The 20,808-nt window shown below is 65.3% G+C and carries 16 protein-coding genes; 6 read left to right on the top strand and 10 right to left on the bottom strand.

Features of this window, described 5'->3' with window-relative positions; translation table 11 throughout:
* Nucleotides 1–7: 7 nt before the first annotated feature.
* The 3 genes from ACN0RC_RS07650 to ACN0RC_RS07640 all read right to left on the bottom strand — a co-directional run bounded on the left by ACN0RC_RS07650 (nt 8) and on the right by ACN0RC_RS07640 (nt 3,736).
* Nucleotides 8–1,042 (bottom strand): ABC transporter permease, encoded by a 1,035-nt coding sequence (locus ACN0RC_RS07650; protein ID WP_417510390.1) that lies wholly within the window; start codon nt 1,040–1,042, stop codon nt 8–10.
* Entirely contained in the window at nt 1,039–2,592 is a 1,554-nt protein-coding gene (locus ACN0RC_RS07645) for a sugar ABC transporter ATP-binding protein (RefSeq protein ID WP_417510388.1), read from the bottom strand. Before ACN0RC_RS07645 ends, ACN0RC_RS07650 begins: the two co-directional genes overlap by 4 nt.
* Nucleotides 2,593–2,674: 82 nt before the next feature.
* Nucleotides 2,675–3,736, bottom strand: coding sequence for a substrate-binding domain-containing protein (locus ACN0RC_RS07640; RefSeq protein WP_417510386.1), 1,062 nt, complete (start codon nt 3,734–3,736; stop codon nt 2,675–2,677).
* Between the two features lie 338 nt (nt 3,737–4,074).
* On the opposite strand from ACN0RC_RS07640, the gene ACN0RC_RS07635 reads away from it, so the two are divergent.
* Together ACN0RC_RS07635 and ACN0RC_RS07630 are read left to right on the top strand one after the other, a co-directional pair.
* Nucleotides 4,075–6,075, top strand: coding sequence for a bifunctional aldolase/short-chain dehydrogenase (locus ACN0RC_RS07635; RefSeq protein WP_417510384.1), 2,001 nt, complete (start codon nt 4,075–4,077; stop codon nt 6,073–6,075).
* Between the two features lie 47 nt (nt 6,076–6,122).
* On the top strand, nt 6,123–7,067 hold the full coding sequence (locus tag ACN0RC_RS07630; protein WP_417510382.1) for a carbohydrate kinase family protein: 945 nt from the start codon (nt 6,123–6,125) through the stop codon (nt 7,065–7,067).
* A 5-nt stretch (nt 7,068–7,072) separates the two neighbouring features.
* Here the strand turns inward: ACN0RC_RS07630 and ACN0RC_RS07625 are convergent, their stop codons facing one another.
* Together ACN0RC_RS07625 and ACN0RC_RS07620 are read right to left on the bottom strand one after the other, a co-directional pair.
* Nucleotides 7,073–7,888, bottom strand: coding sequence for a DeoR/GlpR family DNA-binding transcription regulator (locus ACN0RC_RS07625; RefSeq protein WP_417510380.1), 816 nt, complete (start codon nt 7,886–7,888; stop codon nt 7,073–7,075).
* Between the two features lie 184 nt (nt 7,889–8,072).
* Nucleotides 8,073–10,001 carry an acyltransferase family protein gene (locus ACN0RC_RS07620; RefSeq protein WP_417510378.1) on the bottom strand — a complete coding sequence of 643 codons (1,929 nt, stop codon included), beginning with the start codon at nt 9,999–10,001 and terminating at the stop codon, nt 8,073–8,075.
* Between the two features lie 22 nt (nt 10,002–10,023).
* Here ACN0RC_RS07620 and truA point away from each other — a divergent pair, with 22 nt between their 5' ends.
* Together truA and ACN0RC_RS07610 are read left to right on the top strand one after the other, a co-directional pair.
* The gene (truA, locus tag ACN0RC_RS07615; protein WP_417510376.1) at nt 10,024–10,866 is read left to right on the top strand and encodes a tRNA pseudouridine(38-40) synthase TruA; all 843 of its coding nucleotides are present in this window, start codon (nt 10,024–10,026) and stop codon (nt 10,864–10,866) included.
* A 10-nt stretch (nt 10,867–10,876) separates the two neighbouring features.
* The gene (locus ACN0RC_RS07610) at nt 10,877–11,545 is read left to right on the top strand and encodes an endonuclease/exonuclease/phosphatase family protein (RefSeq protein WP_417510374.1); all 669 of its coding nucleotides are present in this window, start codon (nt 10,877–10,879) and stop codon (nt 11,543–11,545) included.
* Nucleotides 11,546–11,646: 101 nt separating this feature from the next.
* Here ACN0RC_RS07610 and ACN0RC_RS07605 read toward each other — a convergent pair whose 3' ends face one another.
* From ACN0RC_RS07605 to rraA, 3 genes are all read right to left on the bottom strand, one after another.
* Nucleotides 11,647–13,491: an O-antigen ligase family protein gene (locus tag ACN0RC_RS07605; protein ID WP_417510372.1), complete on the bottom strand. Its 1,845-nt coding sequence runs from the start codon at nt 13,489–13,491 to the stop codon at nt 11,647–11,649.
* A 32-nt stretch (nt 13,492–13,523) separates the two neighbouring features.
* The gene (locus ACN0RC_RS07600) at nt 13,524–16,154 is read right to left on the bottom strand and encodes a carboxypeptidase regulatory-like domain-containing protein (RefSeq protein ID WP_417510370.1); all 2,631 of its coding nucleotides are present in this window, start codon (nt 16,152–16,154) and stop codon (nt 13,524–13,526) included.
* 149 nt (nt 16,155–16,303) lie between these two features.
* Nucleotides 16,304–16,771, bottom strand: a complete 468-nt coding sequence (gene rraA, locus ACN0RC_RS07595) for a ribonuclease E activity regulator RraA (RefSeq protein ID WP_417510368.1) — start codon at nt 16,769–16,771, stop codon at nt 16,304–16,306.
* Nucleotides 16,772–16,942: 171 nt separating this feature from the next.
* On the opposite strand from rraA, the gene ACN0RC_RS07590 reads away from it, so the two are divergent.
* Entirely contained in the window at nt 16,943–19,207 is a 2,265-nt protein-coding gene (locus ACN0RC_RS07590) for an Ig-like domain-containing protein (RefSeq protein ID WP_417510366.1), read from the top strand.
* Between the two features lie 131 nt (nt 19,208–19,338).
* Entirely contained in the window at nt 19,339–19,767 is a 429-nt protein-coding gene (locus ACN0RC_RS07585) for a hypothetical protein (RefSeq protein ID WP_417510364.1), read from the top strand.
* Here the strand turns inward: ACN0RC_RS07585 and ACN0RC_RS07580 are convergent.
* Together ACN0RC_RS07580 and ACN0RC_RS07575 are read right to left on the bottom strand one after the other, a co-directional pair.
* Entirely contained in the window at nt 19,737–19,868 is a 132-nt protein-coding gene (locus ACN0RC_RS07580) for a hypothetical protein (protein ID WP_417510362.1), read from the bottom strand. The genes ACN0RC_RS07585 and ACN0RC_RS07580 overlap by 31 nt on opposite strands.
* Before the next feature lie 85 nt (nt 19,869–19,953).
* On the bottom strand, nt 19,954–20,793 hold the full coding sequence (locus ACN0RC_RS07575) for a universal stress protein (RefSeq protein ID WP_417510360.1): 840 nt from the start codon (nt 20,791–20,793) through the stop codon (nt 19,954–19,956).
* Nucleotides 20,794–20,808 lie beyond the last annotated feature (15 nt).

Genomic DNA, 20,808 nt, shown 5'->3' with positions numbered 1-20,808 from the left:
ACCTTCCTCACGCGTAATCCGCGAATATGAGGGCACGACGATCGGCCACTCGTTGCCGGTAATACATCAGACCCAGGCTGAAGAGCAGGACGGCGCCGAAGAACAGGTTGTTCCAGGACGAGTCCAGCCCGAGGAAGACCAGCGTCTTCTGGAAGAGCTGCATCACGAACACACCGAGGAAGACGCCGAGGAGGGTTCCTTGGCCACCGGTGAGCTTGACGCCACCGATGACGGCGGCGGCGATCACGATGAGTTCTGTGCCGATCAGTGAGACCGGGTTCACGTACTTGACCTCGCTGAAGGACATCACACCGGCAAGGCCGGACAGCAGCCCGGAGAAGGCGTAGACGAACCACTTCGTGCCGAAGATGTTGATGCCGATGCGCGATGCGGATTCAGGGTTGCTGCCGATCGCGAAGATCGAGCGGCCCAGCATCGTGCGGTACAGCAGGAAGTACGTCAGAGCGAAGACCACGACGACGATCGGCACGAAGATCGACAGACCGTACTGCGAGGTCGCGCCCTCGATCGTGAAGAGGTTGAACGTTCCGAACTCGATCAGCGACTGCGGCATCTCTGCAGTGGGGAACGCCTTGGTTCCGATCGTCACTGCCATGAGGCCATGGAAAAGGCTCGCCGTTCCCAGCGTGACGATCAGCGTCGGCAGCTCGAACAGATGGATCAGCAGCGCGTTGACGCTGCCGAGCAGGGCGCCGATGACCATGGCCGCGAGAAGGACGAACAGGATGTTGTCTATCCCGAACGCGTTCATCAGGATGACGCTCGAATACCCCGCCACCACCGCTATGGCGGTGAACGAGACGTCGATGCCGCCGGAGATGAGCACGACGAGGATGCCGAGGGCGAACAGCATGACCACAGAAGAGCTGCGGGTCATGTCGAAGAGCGTTTCGAGGCTGAAGAACAGCGGGTTGCGGATCGACACGATCGCGATGTAGGCGACGATGATGCAGAGCAGGTAGCGCTCCATCGTCGTCGACCGGCGGTGCATGACCTTCTGGAAGGGCGTGCGCTTTCTCATGCTTGTTCTCCCTGTACCCGAGCGCTGGAGTTCGTGCCTGCGAAGCTGTCTGGATCGCTGATGATCTCGGCCAGTCGCTCCTTGATCCCTTCGGCCCGGAGGCCTTCCTCCTCCAGAGAGGTGATCATCGCTCCCTCGTGCATGACGAGCACGCGGTTGCAGTTCGCCACGATCTCCTCCGGCTCATCCGAGATGAAGATGATTCCGATGCCGTCTGCGGCGAGGTCATGGATCTTGGCGTAGATCTCGGACTTGGAACCGATGTCGATGCCCACCGTCGGGCTGTCGAGAATCAGGATGCGCGGCTGGGTGCCGATCCACTTGCCGAGGACGACCTTCTGCTGGTTTCCACCGGAGAGGTTGTCGACGAGGACGGAGATGTCCTTGTTGTTCACGTTCATGCCGTGCACGAGCTCTGTCGCCAGAGCCTCTTCTTTGCGGCTGCTGATCAGGCGCATCGGGGTCAGCAGCCGGTCGAGCATCGTCGAGGTGATGTTCGTCTTCACGGACTGCTGTCCGAACAGACCCTGGGTCTTGCGGTCCTCGGGGAGAAGCGCGATGCCGTAGTCGAGCGCATCCCACGGGTCATCGATCGCCGCGGCCTTGCCGTCGACGAGGATCGTGCCTGAGTCGGGGCGGTTCAGCCCGAACAGCGACAGGGCGATCTCGGTGCGGCCGGCGCCGAGAAGTCCGGTGAGACCGAGGATGTCGCCGGGGCGCACCGTGAAGCTGATGTCTTCATAGTTGTCGGCTCGAGAGAGCTCCCGCACCTCCAGCAGAGGCTGTTCTTCGGTGCGTGTGCGGTGATAACGGTCGTAGACGATCTCTCGCCCCGTCATGTGGAAGCTGAGACTGACCTCGTCGAGTTCGCTCGCGGTGAAGTCGCCGACCTTGTTGCCGTCTCTGAAGATGGTGATCTTGTCGGCGATCTCGAAGACCTCGTCGAGCTTGTGGCTGATGAAGACCACTGCCATGCCGCGCTTCTTCAGATCGAGCACGATGGCGAGGAGGCGCTTGACCTCGTTCGTCGTGAGCGCCGTCGTCGGCTCATCCATGAAGAGGATGCGGGCATCCATGCTGAGCGCCCGGCAGATCGCGACGATCTGCTTGTTCGCGACGGAGAGCTCGGACACCGGAGCGTCCAGATCGAGGTCGATGCCGATCCGCTCCAGCTGCTCGGTCGCGATGCGCTGCACCTCGGCACGGTTGCTGAGCACGGATCCGTCGTGGATGAGACGGTTGATGGCGATGTTCTCCGCCACCGAGAGGTGGTCGAAGAGCGAGAGGTCCTGGTAGATGACCTGCACGCCCTCGGCGATCGCCTGTCGTGGCTTGAGCGCGGTGAACGAGTCGCCGCCGATCGAGATCGTCCCCGTCGCCGGGGTGTACACACCCGACACGATCTTGACGAGCGTCGATTTTCCGCAGCCGTTCTCTCCGGCAAGACAGACGATCTGTCCTTCTTCGACAGTGAGATCGACACCCTTCAGGGCGCGGATGCCTCCGAACGAGATCGAGATGTCTTCGGCGACGAGTAATGGGGTGCCCATACGGCAGCCTTCCTTGCTGGAGAGTAGTGCGGAGAGTCCGGGCCGCGGTCGCAATGAGCGCGGCCCGGACTCTCGAGGGGGTTTAGAAGGGGTACTCGCCCGGAGCGAAGGTGCCCTTCTCGATCTTCATGATGGCATCGCCGGTGACGAGCTTGCCGTCGACGACGACGCTCTCGTAGCCTTCCTGGCCGAAGTCGTCGCCCGTGGCGATCTTCTTGCCCTCGAGCACGTTGAGTGCGACGAGGCTCGCCACGTAGCCGGCCGATCCCGGGCTCCACGTCTGCGCGTAGCCGAGCCATCCCTCTTCGAGGTACGGGCCTGCAACCGAGGGCAGGCTCAGCACGGAGGTGCTGACGCCATCGAGGTTCTTCTCCTTGAGGATCTGGGCGAAGTTCGAGCCGGCCGAGACCGACGTTCCGATGTAGCCCTTGAGGTCGGGGTACGCACGAACGATCTCCTCGGCGTTGGCGCGTGCCTTGGCGTCGTCGTTGTCGTCCTCGTATGGCTGGTCCGCCACCACATCGATGTTCGGGTAGTTCGCTGTGAAGTAGTCGACAGCGGCGTTGTACCACGCCATGTGCGTCTCGCTGGTGAGCGAGCCGACCATTCCGATGAACTGGCCTTCGCCACCCATCTGCTCAGCGAGGTTCTCTGCAAGGCCTTCGCCGAAGACGACGTTGTCGAAGGACTCGACGTCGTAATCGATGCTCTCGGTCTCGACCAGGGCAGGCGCCTCGTGAGTGACGACGACGATGCCCGCATCGCGCGCCTTCTTGAGGACCGGGGCGATCGACTGCGGGTCGTTGGGGACGACCACGATGGCGTCGACGCCCTGCGCGATGAGGTCTTCGACGATCTGCACCTGCTTGGCGGGGTCACCCGTGTCGGGGCCGGTCTGACGAGCGTTCACCTGGTCGGTGTAGTCCTCGTTGAACTGCACGACGCCCTCGTTCATGGCCTCGAACCACGAGATGCCCTCGACCTTGGAGACGAGGACGATGTCGTACTTTCCGTCAGCGCCGGCGCCGGCGTCGGCATCGGAACCGCCGGTGTCGCCGACTGAGCCACAACCAGCGAGAGCGAAACCAGCCACGAGGGCCAGTCCCGTGAATGCAGCCGAACGGCGCGTAAAGGACTTGCGCATGGTTCTCCTTTGAACGGATAGAAGGTGAAGGGTAAAGACCGTGTATGTGTTGTTAACAGTACATTCACCGGTTTGCACAATTTATATCACAATGCCTCACGTTCGCAAACCCTTGTTCGAGCATGCAGGCACCGGGACCGGTAGCATCCGGTTTTTATAGAGTTTTATCTGGGTTTTTTGTGCAGCGTCCGCCTCCATATCGATTGCGTCACAACGCCGAGCGCGTCTGGCAACTTCACAGCAACGTCGCAAAAGCGCCCAGAATCTCACAACGTTACGATTTCACCGTGTATGTTAGATATAACATCCGATAAAACATGTCTGGACATCGTGTCCCGATGCCCACCCAAGGAGTAAGCGTGCACAACGAATGGCGCGATGGCGCGGCCCCCTTCGCAGATCCCCTCGATGAAGCCGTCGCCGGCAGCCGGCTGCTCGGGTCCAATGCGGATCTGGTTCTGCACGGCGGGGGGAACTCGTCCATAAAGGGCACAGTGACCGACGTCACCGGGCGCGAGGTCGATGTCCTGTTCGTCAAGGGCAGCGGATGGGACCTCGGCACGATCGAGCGCCCCGGGTTCGCGGCGCTCCGGATGGAGCGTCTGAAGGAACTGCTCACTGTCGAGGTGATCCCCGATCCGATCCTCGTCAACGAGCTGCGATGCGCTTTGATCGACGCCAGCGCTCCCGATCCGTCGATCGAGGCGCTGCTGCATGCTCTGCTCCCCCATCGTGCTGTGCTGCACTCGCACGCCGACACCATCGTGACGCTGACGAATCAGCCGGAGCCTGAGGCACACGTGCGGGCAGTGTTCGGCGACTCGGTCCTCGTCGTGCCCTACGTCAAGCCCGGTTTCGACCTCGCCCGGCTGTGCGCGGTCATGTGGCAGGAGCACGGCCGCGACGACCTGGTCGGGATCGTGCTCCTCAACCACGGCCTGTTCACCTTCGGCGACACGATGGCAGAGGCGTACACGCGTCACGTCGAACTGCTCACCCTCGCAGAGACCTATCTCAGCGAACGCGGCGCCGTCGTGCCGACCGGTGACCCTTCGCTGACGCGCAAGAGCCTGCCCGTCACGCAGGCACACGAACTCGCCTCGTTCCGCAAGAACGTCAGCGAAGCAGCCGGTCGCCCGATGGTCGTGTCGGCGTCGGATGCCGAGACGGTGACCCGCTTCCTCTCCCGTGAGGACGCCGCAGATCTCTCCACCCGCGGCCCGGCGACCCCTGACCACATCATCCGCACCAAGCGACTTCCCCTGGTCGGCAGAGACGTCGATGCCTACGTCACCGAGTACCAGGAGTACTTCCAGACCAACCAGCATCGCGCCGATGAGCCCCTGGAGATCCTCGACCCCACTCCGCGCATCGTGCTCGATGACGGCTGGGGTCTGGTCACCGTGGGCAAGACGCTCCCCGAAGCAGATCAGGTGCGCGACATCGCCGTGCACACGCTGAACATCCTCACCGCCGGTGAAGCTCTGGGCAGCTACACGCCGCTGGATGCCGGGCAGCTGTTCGACATCGAGTACTGGGACCTCGAGCAGGCGAAGCTGCGAAAGGCCGGCAAGCGCCCTGCGCTGCAGGGGCAGACGGCGGTCGTCACCGGTGCTGCCTCCGGCATCGGGCGCGGATGCGTCGCCGCCCTTCTCGAAGCCGGCGCCAACGTCGTCGGAATCGACGTCGCGGACTCTGTCGCCGACGCGTTCACGCACCGCGGCTGGCTCGGGCTGCAGGTCGATGTCCGCGATCACGACGCGGTCGAACGCGCGCTCGCCGAAGCCGCCTCGCGCTTCGGCGGCGTCGACATGCTGATCGCCGCGGCCGGGGTGTTCGCACAGAGCGCGCCGATCGTCGATGTCTCCGCAGACGAGTGGAAGCGGACGATGTCGATCAACGTCGATGCCATGCAGACCCTGTTCGCCGCGGCGCACCCCTACCTCGCACGAGCCGTTCCCTACGGACGCGTCACCCTCGTCGGCTCGAAGAACCTGGCAGCACCAGGCCCAGGGGCCTCGGCGTACTCTGCGTCGAAGGCGGCAGCGACGCAGCTCGCCCGTGTCGCGGCACTGGAATGGGCCTCCGACGGCATCCGCGTGAACACCGTGCACCCGGATGCCGTGTTCGACACCGCGCTGTGGACCGACGAGCTGCTCGCCGAGCGTGCGAACAAGTACGGTCTCACCATCGACGAGTACAAGCGGCGCAACCTGCTGAACACCGAGGTCACGAGCGACCTCGTCGGTAGGCTCGTGGCGACCATGAACACCGAGGTCTTCCAGGCCACGACGGGCAGCCAGATTCCGATCGACGGCGGCAACGAACGCGTCGTGTAGCGCGCCCGCCCACCCGTTTCACGTATCAAGTCGAAGGAGACCCCACAATGAGCGATGTCATAACCCTCGGAGCCCACATCGGCGACGTGCACGCCTGGCCAGTCGAAGGCATCCCCACCGGGCAGCAACTAGGCATCATCGAGAAGATCAAGCTCAGCGTCGCGGGCACCGCGGCCGGCACCGCCGTCGACCTGGCCAAGCTCGGTGTCTCGGTGAGCACCGTCGGCAAGGTCGGCGATGACAGCATCGGACAGTTCGTGACGGCGAGCATGGCAGCCCGCGGCATCGATGTCTCGGGCCTGACGGTGTCTGCGCACAGCCAGACGTCGTCCAGCGTGCTCCCCATCCGCCCGGATGGCTCACGGCCTGCACTGCACGTCATCGGCGCGAACGCCGACCTCACCGAAGACGACATCCCATGGGATCTCGTCGCACAGGCGAAGGTCCTGCACATGGGCGGCGTCTTCATCCTCCCCGGCCTCGACGGCAAGCCGATGGCACGCGTCCTCGAGCGCGTGAAGAGCCTGGGCGTGACCGTCACCATGGACTTCCTGATGAGTCCGCGTGACGATGCGCAGGAGATGCTCGCCCCCAGCCTGCCATTCGTCGACTACGTGATGCCGAACATCGAAGAGGCCGGCTGGCTCGTCGGTTCAGAGGACCGCGCGGAGATCATCCAGTGGCTGCATGATCGCGGTGCAGGATGCTCGGTGCTGACCATGGGCGGCGACGGCGTCAGTATCGCGGAGAAGGGGCGGCAGGAGATCCTCGAGACTGCGTTTGATGTCGACGTCGTCGACACGACCGGATGCGGTGACGCGTTCTCCTCCGGCTTCATCGCAGGTCTTCTGGCCGGGGAATCGCTGGGCGAGGCTGCGACGCTGGGACTGGCCTGCGGGTCACTGGTGGCTACGGGTCTGGGCTCGGATGCCGGGATCGTCGACCGCGCGCAGGTAGAAGCCTTCCGGCGCGAGCATCCGCGCCACAGCTGAGCAGATCAGGCGATGATCAGCTGCACGCCGGTCTCTTCGATCAGGCGACGGGTGCCCTCGTCAGCCTGATCGTCGAGAACGACGTGCGTGAAGTCGGTCACCGAGCAGACGCGGTGCAGGGCGCTCTGGCCGATCTTCGACGAGTCGATCAGAAGCACGCGCTTCTCGGCCGCGCGGATCATCGCGTGCTTCGCGGTCACCACGCTCTGATCCTGGTGGTAGACGTCCGTGCCCCGCAGCGCGGACGACGACGCGAACAGGATGTCGGCGTGCAGGTCTGCCAGGGTGCGCTCGCAGATCATGCCGAGGAAGGCTTGGTACCTGCTCTCGTACTCGCCGCCGAGAGCGATCAGGTTGATCTCTGGTGCGCTCGTGAGCTTCTGCATCGCCTGCATGAAGTTGGTGATGACAGTCAGCGGAGCGTAGTTCTCGAGGAAGGGCACGACCTCCAAAGTGGTCGTCGAGTCATCGAGAAGGATGACGTCACCCTCGGAGATGAGCTCGGCGGCTGCCGCGGCGATCTGTCGCTTCTCGTGCACCGAGGAGCGCGCACGGAAGAGCAGGTCGCTCTCGAACTGAGTGGACCGGTGCGCTGAGGCCCCGCCGCGCACCTTGCGCAGCACACGGAGCCTTTGGAGTTCGTCGAGGTCGCGGTGAATCGTCATGCGGCTCACGCCGAGTTCGTCGGCGAGCGCGTCGACACCGACGAAGCCCTCCTGATTGACGAGGTTGGTCACATAAGCGAGCCGTGCGGCCTTGTTGGTGACCGTGTTCGGGTCCCTCGCATCGGCTCCACCGTCAACAGCGACGGAATCAGACACTGACACTCCTCAGTAGGTATTCATAAGTTGACGATCGAACCTGGCGATCTTTCTCCAGAATACGCGATGCGCGCGGGGCGGCGATCACCGCCTCCGTTCTCAGACGCCAGTGGGGCGGCACGGATTTGCGAATATGAGGTGCGTAGTACACACGGCTGAGCCGCTGCCGCCCCTGTCTGCTCAGCTACGCCGGAAAAGGCACGCGCGGAGCGCGACCACTCGGTGCGTTCACGAAGTCCTGCTCGGCACGCAGGCGACTCTTCTCGATGTTCACGAGCGCGGACTCGACGCATGCCGCGAACACCCGCCCGCCGGCATCACCCGGGTGAATGCCGTCACCGGCCAGAAGATCCTCATGCGGAGCGATCGCCCCTGTCCAGTCCGCGATCCAGACGCGGCGTTGGCTGTCGGCGAACGCTGCGAGATCGGCGTTCACTCCCGGGATCCAGTCCCGAGGCGCGTGCGCGTTCACGAGGATGAGGTTGCGATCCTTGCCGGCGATCTGCGCCATCTGCTCGAGCACGTCCCAATCGACAGGCCCGTTCGTTCCGAGCGCGACCACGACGTTCTCGCGCAACGCGCCGTTGGCGGCGAGGTTCTGCAGCACCTCAGGCCCCGCCCAGATCGACCGCGAGACCTGCGCATCGACCGCGATCCCGGGGAACTGCTCGAGCAGCGCCGGCGCAGAAGCCAGCATGACCGAGTCCCCCACTGCGGTGATCTCCGCACCATCGGCGGCCACGATCTCGTCGGCCGTCGGCGTCGGCGGCGGCACGGGTGCAGCGGTCTCGGTCGCGTCACCCAGCGCCGCCTGCCCGCGAGTGATCGCGTCCGCCGCCGATGTCGTGTGCGGCGCGCTGAGGACCGCCGCACTCGTGCCACTGATGGCAACGAGCACGACTGTCATCGCTGCGATTCCGCTGAACCTGCTGATCGGGCTGCCGGTGATCCGCCGACCGAGCGCGCGCAGCGCGTGGCGGAATCCGTATCGGCGGAACGGTCGTTCCACGAATCGGTAGGACACGGCGGCAGCGGCCACCGAGAGTACGAGCGCACCGATGCCGGTCCACACCGGAACCCCCGCTTCGGGCCCGAAGCCCTGCGTGCCGACGAGCATCAGCACGAGCACCGGCCAGTGCCACAGATAGATGCCGTAAGAGCGGTCGCCGACCCACTTCAGCGGTGCGACGTCGATGCCGCGCCCGAACCACGACCCCGGCCAGATGCCGGCGAAAATGGCGAGGGCTGCACCGCCGCTCGCCAGCAGCAGAGATCCGGGGAAGGTCGCGGCATCCGCTGTTTCGGGCATCAGCGCGGCCACGACGATCGCCGAAAGCCCGGCCACTCCCCCGAGCAGCGCGGCCGCGCGAGCACTCCGCGAACGCATCCATTCCCGCTCAGGCATATTTGCCACGGCGAGCGCCAGCGCGATGCCGATAAGCAAGCCGAAGGCGTGCGCATCCGTCCCGAAGTACGCGCGGGTGACATCGCCCGCCGCGACGAGCTGCGCCATCCACCACGCCGACCCACCCGCGGTGACGAGCATCAGCGCGACGCGCGGCCAGCGCCCTGGAATCAGCAGCACGAGCGGAAGCAGCAGCGGCCACACCACGTAGAACTGCTCTTCGACCGCCAACGACCAGAAGTTGCGGAACAGCTCAGGCGCCGTCGCCGCGAAGTAGTCGGTGCCATCGGCTACAGCGAGCCAGTTGTAGCTGAAGGTCGCCGCACCCAGCACCTGACGCCCCATGCCGACCAGCAGGTCGCCGCCGAGCATCCATGCCGCCGTCGCACAGACCGTGACCACAACGGCGAGAGCGGGGATCAGCCGTCGTGCGCGGCGCCGCCAGAAATCGACGAGGCGGCGGGGCGAACCGAGTCTCCCGAGCCTCGACGGACGCAACAGAAGAGAGGTGATCAGAAAGCCGCTGATGACGAAGAAGACATCGACTCCGACGAAACCGCCTCGCACCGGCAGCCCCGGAAACAGGTGATACAGCACCACGAGGATGACCGCCATCGCCCGCAGACCATCGAGGCCTGCGTAGCGCGGAGGAGGTGTCTGGTTCAGCATCTGAGGGGCGATTTCGGGGATAGATCGGGGCGAAGCCAAAGCGCCAGCTTAGGCTGGGCATGTGAGGATTCGCCTGGACATCGCCTATGACGGCACGCATTTTCGCGGGTGGGCGACGCAACCCGGCCTGCGCACCGTGCAGGGCACTCTGGAAGCCGCTCTCGCGCGGATCGTTGGCTCTGACGTGCGCTTCGTCGTCGCAGGACGAACGGATGCCGGGGTGCATGCCGCAGGCCAGGTCGCCCACGTCGATCTCGACGACGAGCAATGGGCGCGGATCGAGTCGCGCCACGGGCGCGCAGCATCAGACCCTGCCGCGACGATCGCACACCGCATGCGCGGCGTGCTCGGTGCGTACCCCGACGTCGTTGTGCACCGCTCATCGCTCGCGCCGGAGGGTTTCGACGCGCGCTTCTCAGCGGTGTGGCGCCGCTACCGCTACCGACTCGCTGACGATGCCGCCGGTTACGATCCGGCGCGCAGGCTCGACACGACCAGCATCCGGGGCGTTCTGGATATCGAGGCGATGGATGCCGCGGCACGCTCGCTCATCGGACTGCACGACTTCGCCGCGTACTGCAAGGCCCGCGACGACGCGACGACGATCCGCACCCTGCTCGACTACCGCTGGGCACGGGATGCCGATGGCGTTCTCGTCGCGGAGGTGAAAGCCGATGCCTTCTGCCACAGCATGGTGCGCGCGCTCGTCGGCGCCTGCGCTGCGGTCGGCGAGCAGCGTCTCGATGTCAGCGACCTCGTCGCCCTCCGCGATGCGCTGCAGCGCACGAGCGCGTTCAAAGTGCTCGCCGCCCGCGGGCTCACGCTGACCGAGGTGGGGTACCCGGCCGACGACTTGCTCGCCACCAGGGCGGAGCAGACCCGCGCACGCCGCGACTCGGAGTAGCGTGGCAAGCGTGAAGGTCATCTCGTACAACCTGCGCAAGCATCGCGCCGCGACCGAGCTCGAGCAGCTCGTCGACCAGTACGGGCCCGATCTGCTGTGTCTGCAGGAGTGCGATGTCGACGCACTGCCCGACGAGATCAGCGGTCTGGCCCTCGCCGATGCCACGCACGGCAACCGTCTGGGGCTCGCGCTCTACTACCGGAAGAACACCTTCCGGTTGAAGGACATCCGCACCATCGGACTGAAGAAGTCACTCCACGACCGGATGCTCAAACCAGCGCACGAGCGCGTGCTCGGGGTGCGGCTGCAAGACATCGACAACGGCCAAGAGCTGATCGTCGCCTCATTCCATGCGGCGCCGCTGACCGCGCTGAACTCGCTGCGACGCAACCAGATCCGTGCCGCGCTGACCGAGCTGGAGACGATGGGCCCCGGCCTGCCGCTGCTCATGGTCGGCGACTACAACTACCCGGTATTCAAAGAGAACCTCGGGCAGACCGTCCGCGATCACGGGTACACGCTGACACTCAGCGACGACCGCACGTACACGCGGTATCGGGTCTTCAAGGGGCACTACGACTTCGCGACGTCGGATGGGTTCCGGATCGACAGCATCCAGACCCTCCCCCAGCGCTCGAGCGATCACCGCCCGATTCTGGTGACCACCACCATCGAGTGACCCGCCCAGCCCGTCTAGGTCGCAAATTACGTCGCTCTGACGGCGCGAGAGCGGCATAATTCGCGACCTGAACGGGTTCCGGGGTTCCGGGGCTCCGCCGATCACGGCGCGACGGCGTCCCGAGCGCATTCTTCGTCGCCGAGAGCTGCGCACACGTCGCGAAGCGCGGCCCACGACGACTTCGAGTACGGTGCCAACTCGACCGCACGCTCAAGTGCAGGGCGGGCTCCTGCCGCATCACCGGAGACAAAGAGTTCGACGCCGAGCTCATGCTGGATGCGGGGATCCGTCGGCGACAGTTCCGCCGCTCCTTCCAGGTGCTGAACGGCCAGCACCGAGTCGCCCCTGACCGAGGCCGTCATCCCCGCCACGTACTGCGCGCGAGCAGAATTCGGAAGCGCATCGACCGCCCGCTGCGCCCATTCCGCGGCAGGGTCGATCGCCCCGGCAATGCCGTTCGCCGCAGCGCCGCCGAGCGAGCTCGCCGCTACGAGTGCGATGTCCACGTCCCAAGGGCGGAGCGTCTGCGCGGTCGTGAACGACCCCAGTGCGCGGTCGAGATCGCCTGTGCGTGCGGCGGCTCGGGCGTCGAGCAGCGCCGCATCGGCGATCATGCAGATCACCACCATCACAGCTCCCGCCGCGGCGAGCACCCCACCGATCCATCGCACAGCGCGCACTTCGGGTTCGCGAGGTGCGACAGCGACGAGAATCCCGACGCACACAGCCAGCGGAACCATGGTCGTCGGCGACGTCACATGCGTCAGCAGCGCCGTACCCGCGCCGACGACGGCGAGCAGGCTCCCGATGAGCGCGTCGCGTTGCGCACCAGACGATCGACGAGCGTGACGGATGCCGAGGAGCAGAGCCCCTCCTACGATCACCGCTGCCAGCAGCAGCCCGGGGATGCCTCCCACCGCGAAGGCCTGCAGGATCACGTTGTGAGGCGAATCGAGAATGGCGCCGACGTCGGCGCGCTCGAACCACTCATCGCCGAAGAACGGGGTGATCGCATCCGCGTACCCGTTCGGGCCGACACCCCACCAAGGTCGAGTCTGGATCAACGCCCAGGCGTCGTCCCACATGTAGAAGCGGTCTACGACGGTCTGCTGCGAGAGCGGGCTCGTGCCGAACAGGCGGCTGCGAGTGAGCGGGATCGCGATCATCAGCAGGAACGCCCCGAGCACGACGCCACCGGCGACCGCTGCATCCCGCGCTCGTTTCGGCGAGGTCGCGATGAAGACGACGGTCAGTCCGAGGGCGACGACAGCGAGCGCGAGCAGCCCGCCCCGTGATGCGGAAGTCGCGACAGACACCACCCCCGCGATGAAGCCCGAAAGAGCCCACCAGTCGATGCGGGCAGAGCGTCGCCACGCCCCGATCGCGACGGCTCCGAGCACGGCGGCGAAGATCGCGCCGAGGATCGCTTGGTCGGTCGCGTTTCCCGCCAGCGAGCCGGAGCGGGTGAGATCGCTCGGGATCGGCCGAATCCCGAGCGTCTCGAGCACAGCGACGAATCCGAGCAAGAGCGACGCCACTGCGACCGCACGCATCAGGTGTCGACGAACTCCCGGTGACGCCTGTGGGCCCACGAGTCGCGCCGCCGACCACCCGGCCGCGACCAGCGCGCCGATCACGAGCATCCCCTCGTACCGGGGTGCGCGGCCGATCAGCTGCGCGAGCGGCGCCTCCCCAGTGAGCGCGCTCACCGCGAGCAGTATGACCGCGATGCCGATGAGCGCGGCGAACCATCGCGGCAATGCCCCCGTGCTTCGCCCCAGCGCGGCGAGCACCGTCGCGGTGGCGACGCACAACAGGGTGGGCCAGCCCCAGCGGTCGTTCAGCCCGGGGAGCATCGCAATGGGCGCGATCCCTAGCAACCACACCGCGGCGATCTGCAGCCGGGCGCTCCCATCATGCGTGTGAGCGGGACGAACAGCTTTCACTGTTCGTCCGGCTCGTGCACGCTGCCGGGTGGTCAGAGCGCCGATCGCTGGCGCCGGTAGAGCAGCACGCCACCGACGAGCAGGAGAAGAGCAGCACCGCCCAGCTGATTCCAGGGGACGTCACCACCGGTGACGGCCAGCCCACCCGTGCCCGACGAAGACGGTGACGGTGACGCGGCCACGACGGTGATCGGAGTCGCTGTCACAGTGTTGCTGGTCAGTCCGAATGCGTAGATGGTGTGTGCACCGGGAGCTGTTCCCGCAGGGATCCTGACCTGCGCTGTGAAGGTGCCGTTCGGGGCCACCTTCACTGTGCCCAGCACGACAGGTGTCGAATGCAACTCCAGACGCACGGTCTCTCCCGGCTCGAAGCCCTGTCCGGTGATTGTGATCGTCGCTCCGGCGGCAGGAGTCGTGTCATCGACCCGGACTGAAGGCTCAACGGGTGCACTGTCATTCGACACCCGCGATTCAGACGCGTAGCCGCTCTTCGAACCGGTGACCTCGACGCTCAGCACCGCACCGAGCTGCGCGGCGGTGGGAACGATCGTGGCGCCTGTCGAGCCAGCGATCAGCGCACCGTCAGCGAACCATCGGTATGCCAGATCGACGGGGGCTGGCCCCCACGTGCCCGTGTTCGCCGCGAACGGCTGCCCGACCTGCGGTGCTCCCGCCAGTGTCGGTGTCGCAGCGGTCAGCGTGCCTGCGGCCACAGGGTCGGTTGCCTCAGCAGATCGATTCGCCGGGTTGTAGCCCGGCTTCGTGCCACGGACCACGACAGTCATCCGTTCGCCGAGGTCGGCTGCGGTGAGCGTGAGTGTCGCGCTCGTCGCCCCTGGTACGACAGCGTCTCCGCGATACCACTGGTATGCCAGTGCCACCGGCGCAGGACCCCACGTGCCAGACGTCACCGTCAAGGTCTCGCCGACGCTCGGTGTACCGGAGATCGTCGGAGTTCCCGGTGTCAGATCAAGCAGCGTTGCCGCCTCGATCGGGCCGAACGATGCGCTGGTCGCTGTCGCGTCGGTGTACCCGGGCTTCGTCCCGGTCACCCGCACACTCAGCATCGCACCGACCTGCTCGTTCCCGAGGACGAATGTCTCACCCGTCGCTCCGGCGATCGCCGTCGTCCCGGCAAACCACTGGTAGCTGAGTGCAGCATCGGCAGGGTCCCACGTGCCCGGCGCCGCGGTCAGCGTCTGCCCGGCCTGGGCCAGACCGGTGATCGTCGGCGTTCCAGGAACCATCGAGGCATCCTCGCAATTCTGCTCGAGGCTCGCGTCGATGCCGGACCGTTCGCGGTCGGTCGCAGTGAGAGTGAATGAGTCAGCGCCCTCGAGAGCCGACTTTCCGTCCCAGTACTGCGTGCAGTACCCCGGAGCGGAGAATCCGACCGTGTACTTCCCCTCGGGGAGGGTGTAGATGCTGCCACCGCTGATGTACCCACTAGCGAACGTATAGTCGCCCGATGCAGTCACACGGCGAACCTCGTCCCACGAGTCGCCGCTCCATCGGTACGCGGTTACGTCTGCCACGACGGAAGTGTCTGCAGAAACGGTGCCGGTGATGTTCACGGTTGCGTCCAATGAGGCGTTGATGTCATCGATCTTCTGCCCCTCGGCTACATGGACCACCGTGGCATCGCTCAACGTCATCGCGCCGTCCCAGTACTCCGATATCAGATTCGACACATCATTCGGTTGGAAGGACAGCGTGTAGTCACCCGGGACAGCATCTTCAATCGTGTACTCCCCTTCGGCATTAGTGTAGGCGCCGAGGGAGTTCCCGCCGCGGTCTGCGCGCACGTACGTATGTGCGACGGGAGCGCCGTCGTCTGCCCGCGTCACAACCCCGCTGATGGTCGCTGCGCGCATGAGCTTGGCGTCGATCCCTGTCAGCTCGTCTCCTGCCGAGACCGTGAGGGGGGTGCGATCGGAAGAGTCATGGGCGCCCTCCCAGTACTGAGACAAGAACGGCAGCTCGTAGGACACGAACCAGACGTCGTAGAGGCCGGGAGGCACCTCGAGTTCATAGCGTCCATCGGATCCAGTCTTGGTCTCGACGTAATCCCAGTATGACGATGCGTACGCCCAGATGCCCTCGACAGGATTACCGTCTCCATCGGTCACAGTTCCCGAGAACTTCCCGGTTTCCACCGGTGCTCTCTGCGCGAGGGGCGAAGCGGTCGGAGCATCACTCACCTCGGCGGGTGCGTCGCCCGACGTGGTTGCGACGTCATCCGAAACACCAGCGCCGTTCTCGGCCGGCGAGAGAGCGAAGTCCGCGCCCGTGCGCGCCTCGGCTGCAATCAGAACGATCGACTGCGCGGTCGCGTCACTCACGTAGTCGGATGCTGCGCTCACCGAAACGTAGTACTGGCCCGGATCCAGCTCAGACACCGTGTATCCGCCGGTTGAGCCCGTCACCGCCGACCCGAGTTCGGTTCCATCGGCATCGAGCACGAGGACGGTCGCATCTGCGATGCCGTCGGCGGTGACAGCATCCGTCACCGTTCCGGAAATCGAAGCGGTTCCCTGCGGACTATCGGTCGGTGTTGTTGCGGCACTTGCCACAGTCACGCCGGTGAACGTCATCGCCAATGCGGCGACGACGGATACCAGAGCGCGCACCGTCCGGCGCGCAACCGAGGGTTGCGTGTACATTCCGTCTCCCATGCTGATGGGGGACACAACGCACGATGGCGATCCCCAGAATTGTTGCTATGAGCTAGCTGTACCACGTCCACGGCCCGCGCGGCAAGCAATTTCTCGATACCGTCCCCGCTGCGTCAGCGCGGGTTCAACGCTCGATCTCAGAGCTCGACGAGAATTCCGTCCTCATCCGCATATAAATGCTTGCCGACGCGGAACACCACGCCGCCGAATGCGAGGTCCACGTCGACCTCGCCGGTGCCGAGTTTCGCGCTCTTGCGAGGGTTCGTTCCGAGAGCTTTGACGCCGAGGTCGAGGTGCGAAATGGCGACGCTGTCGCGCACCGCGCCGTGGATCACCACTCCGGCCCATCCGTGACGCACGGCCGACTCGGCGATCATGTCGCCCATCAGTGCTGTGCCCAGCGAACCGCTGCCATCGATGACCAGCACGGCACCCTGACCGGGTGTCGCGAGCGTGGTCTTGACGAGTGCGTTGTCCTCGAAGCAGCTGATCGTACGGATCGGCCCGTCGAACGCCGCACGTCCGCCGAAGGTGCGGAACTGCAGGGGCGTCGACTGGAGTTCTTCGCCGAATTCGTCATAGAGATCTGCGGTGGCTTTGGTCATGCACGCATCTTTGCATGGGTAGTTCTATCCCCCTGGAGTTCGCGTGAGCTTCCTGTGAAATTGCTACGTTGGCCAGCGTTGACTGTTTTGAACAGTGTCTGAATGCATACCGGGGGGAATTTAAACTTGAAATCTACACACCGCAGGTGGCTCACGGCTACCGTGGCTACGGTGGGCGCTACAGCCCTGACCTTCGGCGGGGCGGTTCTACCCGCAGCCGCTGTCGACCAGCCGGTCGTCGCTGATCTCGCCAGTGACAAGTACGAGCTTGCCGCTGCCCACACCGGCGAATCCGCCGCAGAGGTCAAGGGCAAAGAGAACGCCGGTCTGATCAGCGTCACCGACCAGGGCTTCGTCTATTTCATCGACGACGCGCACGAGTCGCACGGCATGGATCTGTTCGCTCTTCCCGAGGCCAAGGGTGCTGCCATCCCGAGCAACCCTGCCACTGGTTCACGACCTGGCGCTCCCGTCACCGTCTACCTCGACTTCGATGGCGAGACGCTCACTGACAAGCACTGGAACACTGACTCTGGTATCGCCTCGCTGACGTTCGCCTCCGCCACGGTGTCGAGCACGCACGACGTCTGGGCCGCTGTCGCCGAAGACTACGCGCCGTTCAACGTGAACGTGACGACGACCCGGCCGAGCGCAGATGCGCTGTACAAGACGTCTGCCGGTGACAACGAGTACGGTGCTCACGTCATCATCACCGATTCTTATGACGAGGTGCTTCCGGCTGCTGCAGGGTCGGGCGGCATCGCCTGGCTCTATGGCGCCGGCGCAGAATATCTGAGTGGTGCACTCGTGTTCACCGAGGGCACCGGCGGCGACGCCAAGACGATCGCCGAGATCGCATCGCACGAGTCCGGACACAACTTCGGACTTGAGCATGACGGCATCGCTGGCTCCACCACTGGTGAATACTATGTGCCCACGCAAGGCGTCTGGGCCCCGATCATGGGAGCCGGCTACTCCACGCCCGTCACTCAATGGTCCGCGGGTGGCTACGCCGGCGCGACCAACATGCAGGACGACCTCGCCACGATCACCGATCGCGGTGCGGTAGGGGCCCTCTACGTCGGCGCGACCCTTCCCGACGGCACCCCGTACACGGCCGCGACGGTGTGTGTGATCTCCGGTGACCCGGGAGCACCCCAGCCTGGCGACCAGTTCCTCGCCGTGGACGCCGGCGGCAACTGCGCAGAGCCCCTCACGCTCCACTTCAGCTACACGGACCGTGCGGACTACGCCGCCGACACCGTCGGCAACGACTCGTCGACCGCGCAGGTTCTCGACAACGCCAACGACACGTTCGAAGCCGCGAGCGTCATCGAGACCACGGCCGATGTCGATGTGTTCGCGGTGACCACCATCGGTGGCACGCTCTCCGCTGAGGTGTCGGTGGCCGAGATCGGCCCGAACCTCGACGCCAAGCTGACCCTCACGAACTCGAACGGTGACGTCGTCGCAGTGAACGACCCCGCGGCAGCGCGAGTGAGCACCGGCACGGCATCGGGCCTGAACGCGTCGATCTCCGAAACCGGGCTCCCGGCGGGCAACTATTACCTGTCGGTCGAAGGTGTCGGTTCTGGCAGCCCTGAGACGGCTACCCCTGACAACGCGAACGGCTACGTCGAGTACGCCAGCCTCGGCAACTTCACCATCTCGGGCACCGCGGATGCCTTCGTCACCGAGCCGATCGTGATCGAGTCGCCTGCTGCTGGTGCTGCTGTCACTGGAGGCGCCGAGATCGACGTCACCGGAACGGCGACGCCCGGTGCCGTGGTGACACTCGCCATCGGTGGTGCGACCGTTGACACGGTGACCGCTGACAGCGCCGGCGACTGGGCCGGCGCTGTGACGGTGGGCCAGTACGGCGACACCGTGATCACCGCCTCGCAGACGATCGACGGCATCGCTATCGCGGGCACCGACTCGGTCACTGTGACTGCTCCTCCGGCTCCGGTCGCGGCTCCCGTGATCACGACACCGGCTGCGGGCTCGACGGTCACGGACGCCACGCCCACGATCGGCGGCACCGGTGTCGCCGGCGCGACCGTCACCATCGCTTTGAATGATGGAGGCAACGGACGCCACTTCCTCGAGGCTCTGGTCGCCGCGGACGGCACCTGGTCGGTCGACGTACCCGCCGTGCTTGCCGACGGCGCTTACACAGTGTCGGCGATGCAGTCGCTGAATGGCGTCACCTCCGACAGCAGCGCAACGGTAGCGTTCATCGTTGCCGTCCCCGCCGATGGCGGAACCGGTGGCAACGGCGACGGCACCACCGGAGGCAACACCGGTGACAGCCTGGCAACGACCGGCGGCGACTTCAACGCCACACCGTTCGCCGCTATGGCTGGTGTGCTGCTCCTCATCGGAGCGGGCCTGGCCGTCTACGCACGACGCAAGCACCTCTCCACTGAGGGCTGAGTCGTCTGACTGAAGGGGGCGGGGATCAGGCAACTGGTCCTCGCCCTCTTTCTTCGCCAGATCTCAGGAAGGATTTCTATGATGAGGGTCCACCCGCATCATTAAGGGACGCCGCTCGCCAGGAGGCTGACGTGACTGACCCGCAAGCACGCCACAGTCGAGGGCTCACGATCGCGCTGCTGATCGTCGCTGTCGTCATCGTGGTGGGAACCATCATCATCATCGTGTCCGCGACGCGCGGTGGGCAGATATCAGCATCCGCCACCCCGACGTCGTCTGCGCAGCCCGAGACGTCGGCACCAGCCGACACTTCGGCGCCAGCTAACACCGAAGAAGGCACCATGCCGCCGTCTCCCTCGCCGTTCACCGGGGCGATGCTCCCTGAGCCCATGGGCGGCCAAGAGGCCATCGATGCTCTCGGCGACAAGATCGAGACCGTCGCAAAGCGCAACGGCAAGACCGTCGAGGAGCTCGAGGATCTGCTGCTGCGCGACAAGACCGCACAGGTCTCGACGACCGGTTTCATCGTCTACATCGACACCTTCAAGAACGAAGGCTGATTGTCGCCAATCATCTCAACCGGTTCGATGAATCGCTTGAGCAGGCTCGTGCGATTCTGGCCGATGTCACCGTAGTACACCATGTCTGCGGGGATACTCACGCCCGACTCGCTGCTGACGAAGTTGATGCGCCGCACTTGGACGAGGCGGTACGCGCGAGGAATGAGCGCACCACCGGAGGCCCGATCACCGCACGATTGCGGTCACCGTCGCGAGACGGGTGAGGACCTCGTGACTGATCGAACCCAGCAGAAATCGTTTGAACGCTCCGCGACCGTGACTGCCGACGACGGCCATCCGCGCTTGCGCGGCGGCATTGTTGATCACCGAGGAGGGATACCCGCTTTCGACCTGTCTCACGACCTCGAGATCCGGGTATTGACTGGCTAACCCAGCGAGGGCGACCGAGACCATCTCTTCGGTGAGCTGCTGCAGGTTGGTGAGGTGCTCCTCGGGGTACAAACCCACGTCTCGGGGACCCGCGACCGGGGTCCACACGCTGACCGCGATGAGTGGTTCGCGTAGCCGGTCGGCCTCGGCTGCGGCCCACGCCAGCGCGTTCTCAGAGGTCGGCGACCCATCGATACCGACCACGACGCCCGCGCGGCCGCCGGTGTCGAAGTCGGGCACCACAACGACGGGGCACGGCGTCGATGACACGATGCGGATGCCGTGCGAGCCACGCACTGTTCCCGAGCCGGGACCGCGGTAGTCGCTTCCAATCACCAGAAGGGCCGCCTCTGCGGCCGCTTCGACCAGCTTCTCGGTGGGATCGCCGCGATCGACAACCAGCTGCACCTCGAGTCCCTGATCGCGGAGTCTCGCCGCCGCTTGCTCAAGCCTGGCCCGGGCGGCCTGCAATAACTCACTGACCAGCGCGTCCTCGCCGACCGCCCCAACCGCCCCGCCCAGAACCGAGACGAGCCGCAGTTGCTGCCGACGGTCGGTCGCGCGTTGCGCCGCCCAGTCCAAGACTCGTTCGGCGACGGGTGCGTCGGTCAGGCCCACCACAATCATGCGGCTCATGGTCGTGCTCCTTCG

The sequence above is a fragment of the Microbacterium sp. genome, assembly GCF_048259935.1.
GTDB lineage: Bacteria > Actinomycetota > Actinomycetes > Actinomycetales > Microbacteriaceae > Microbacterium.
Note: the sequence above shows the minus strand (reverse complement) of the source record. Positions and strands in the feature narration are given on the sequence as shown.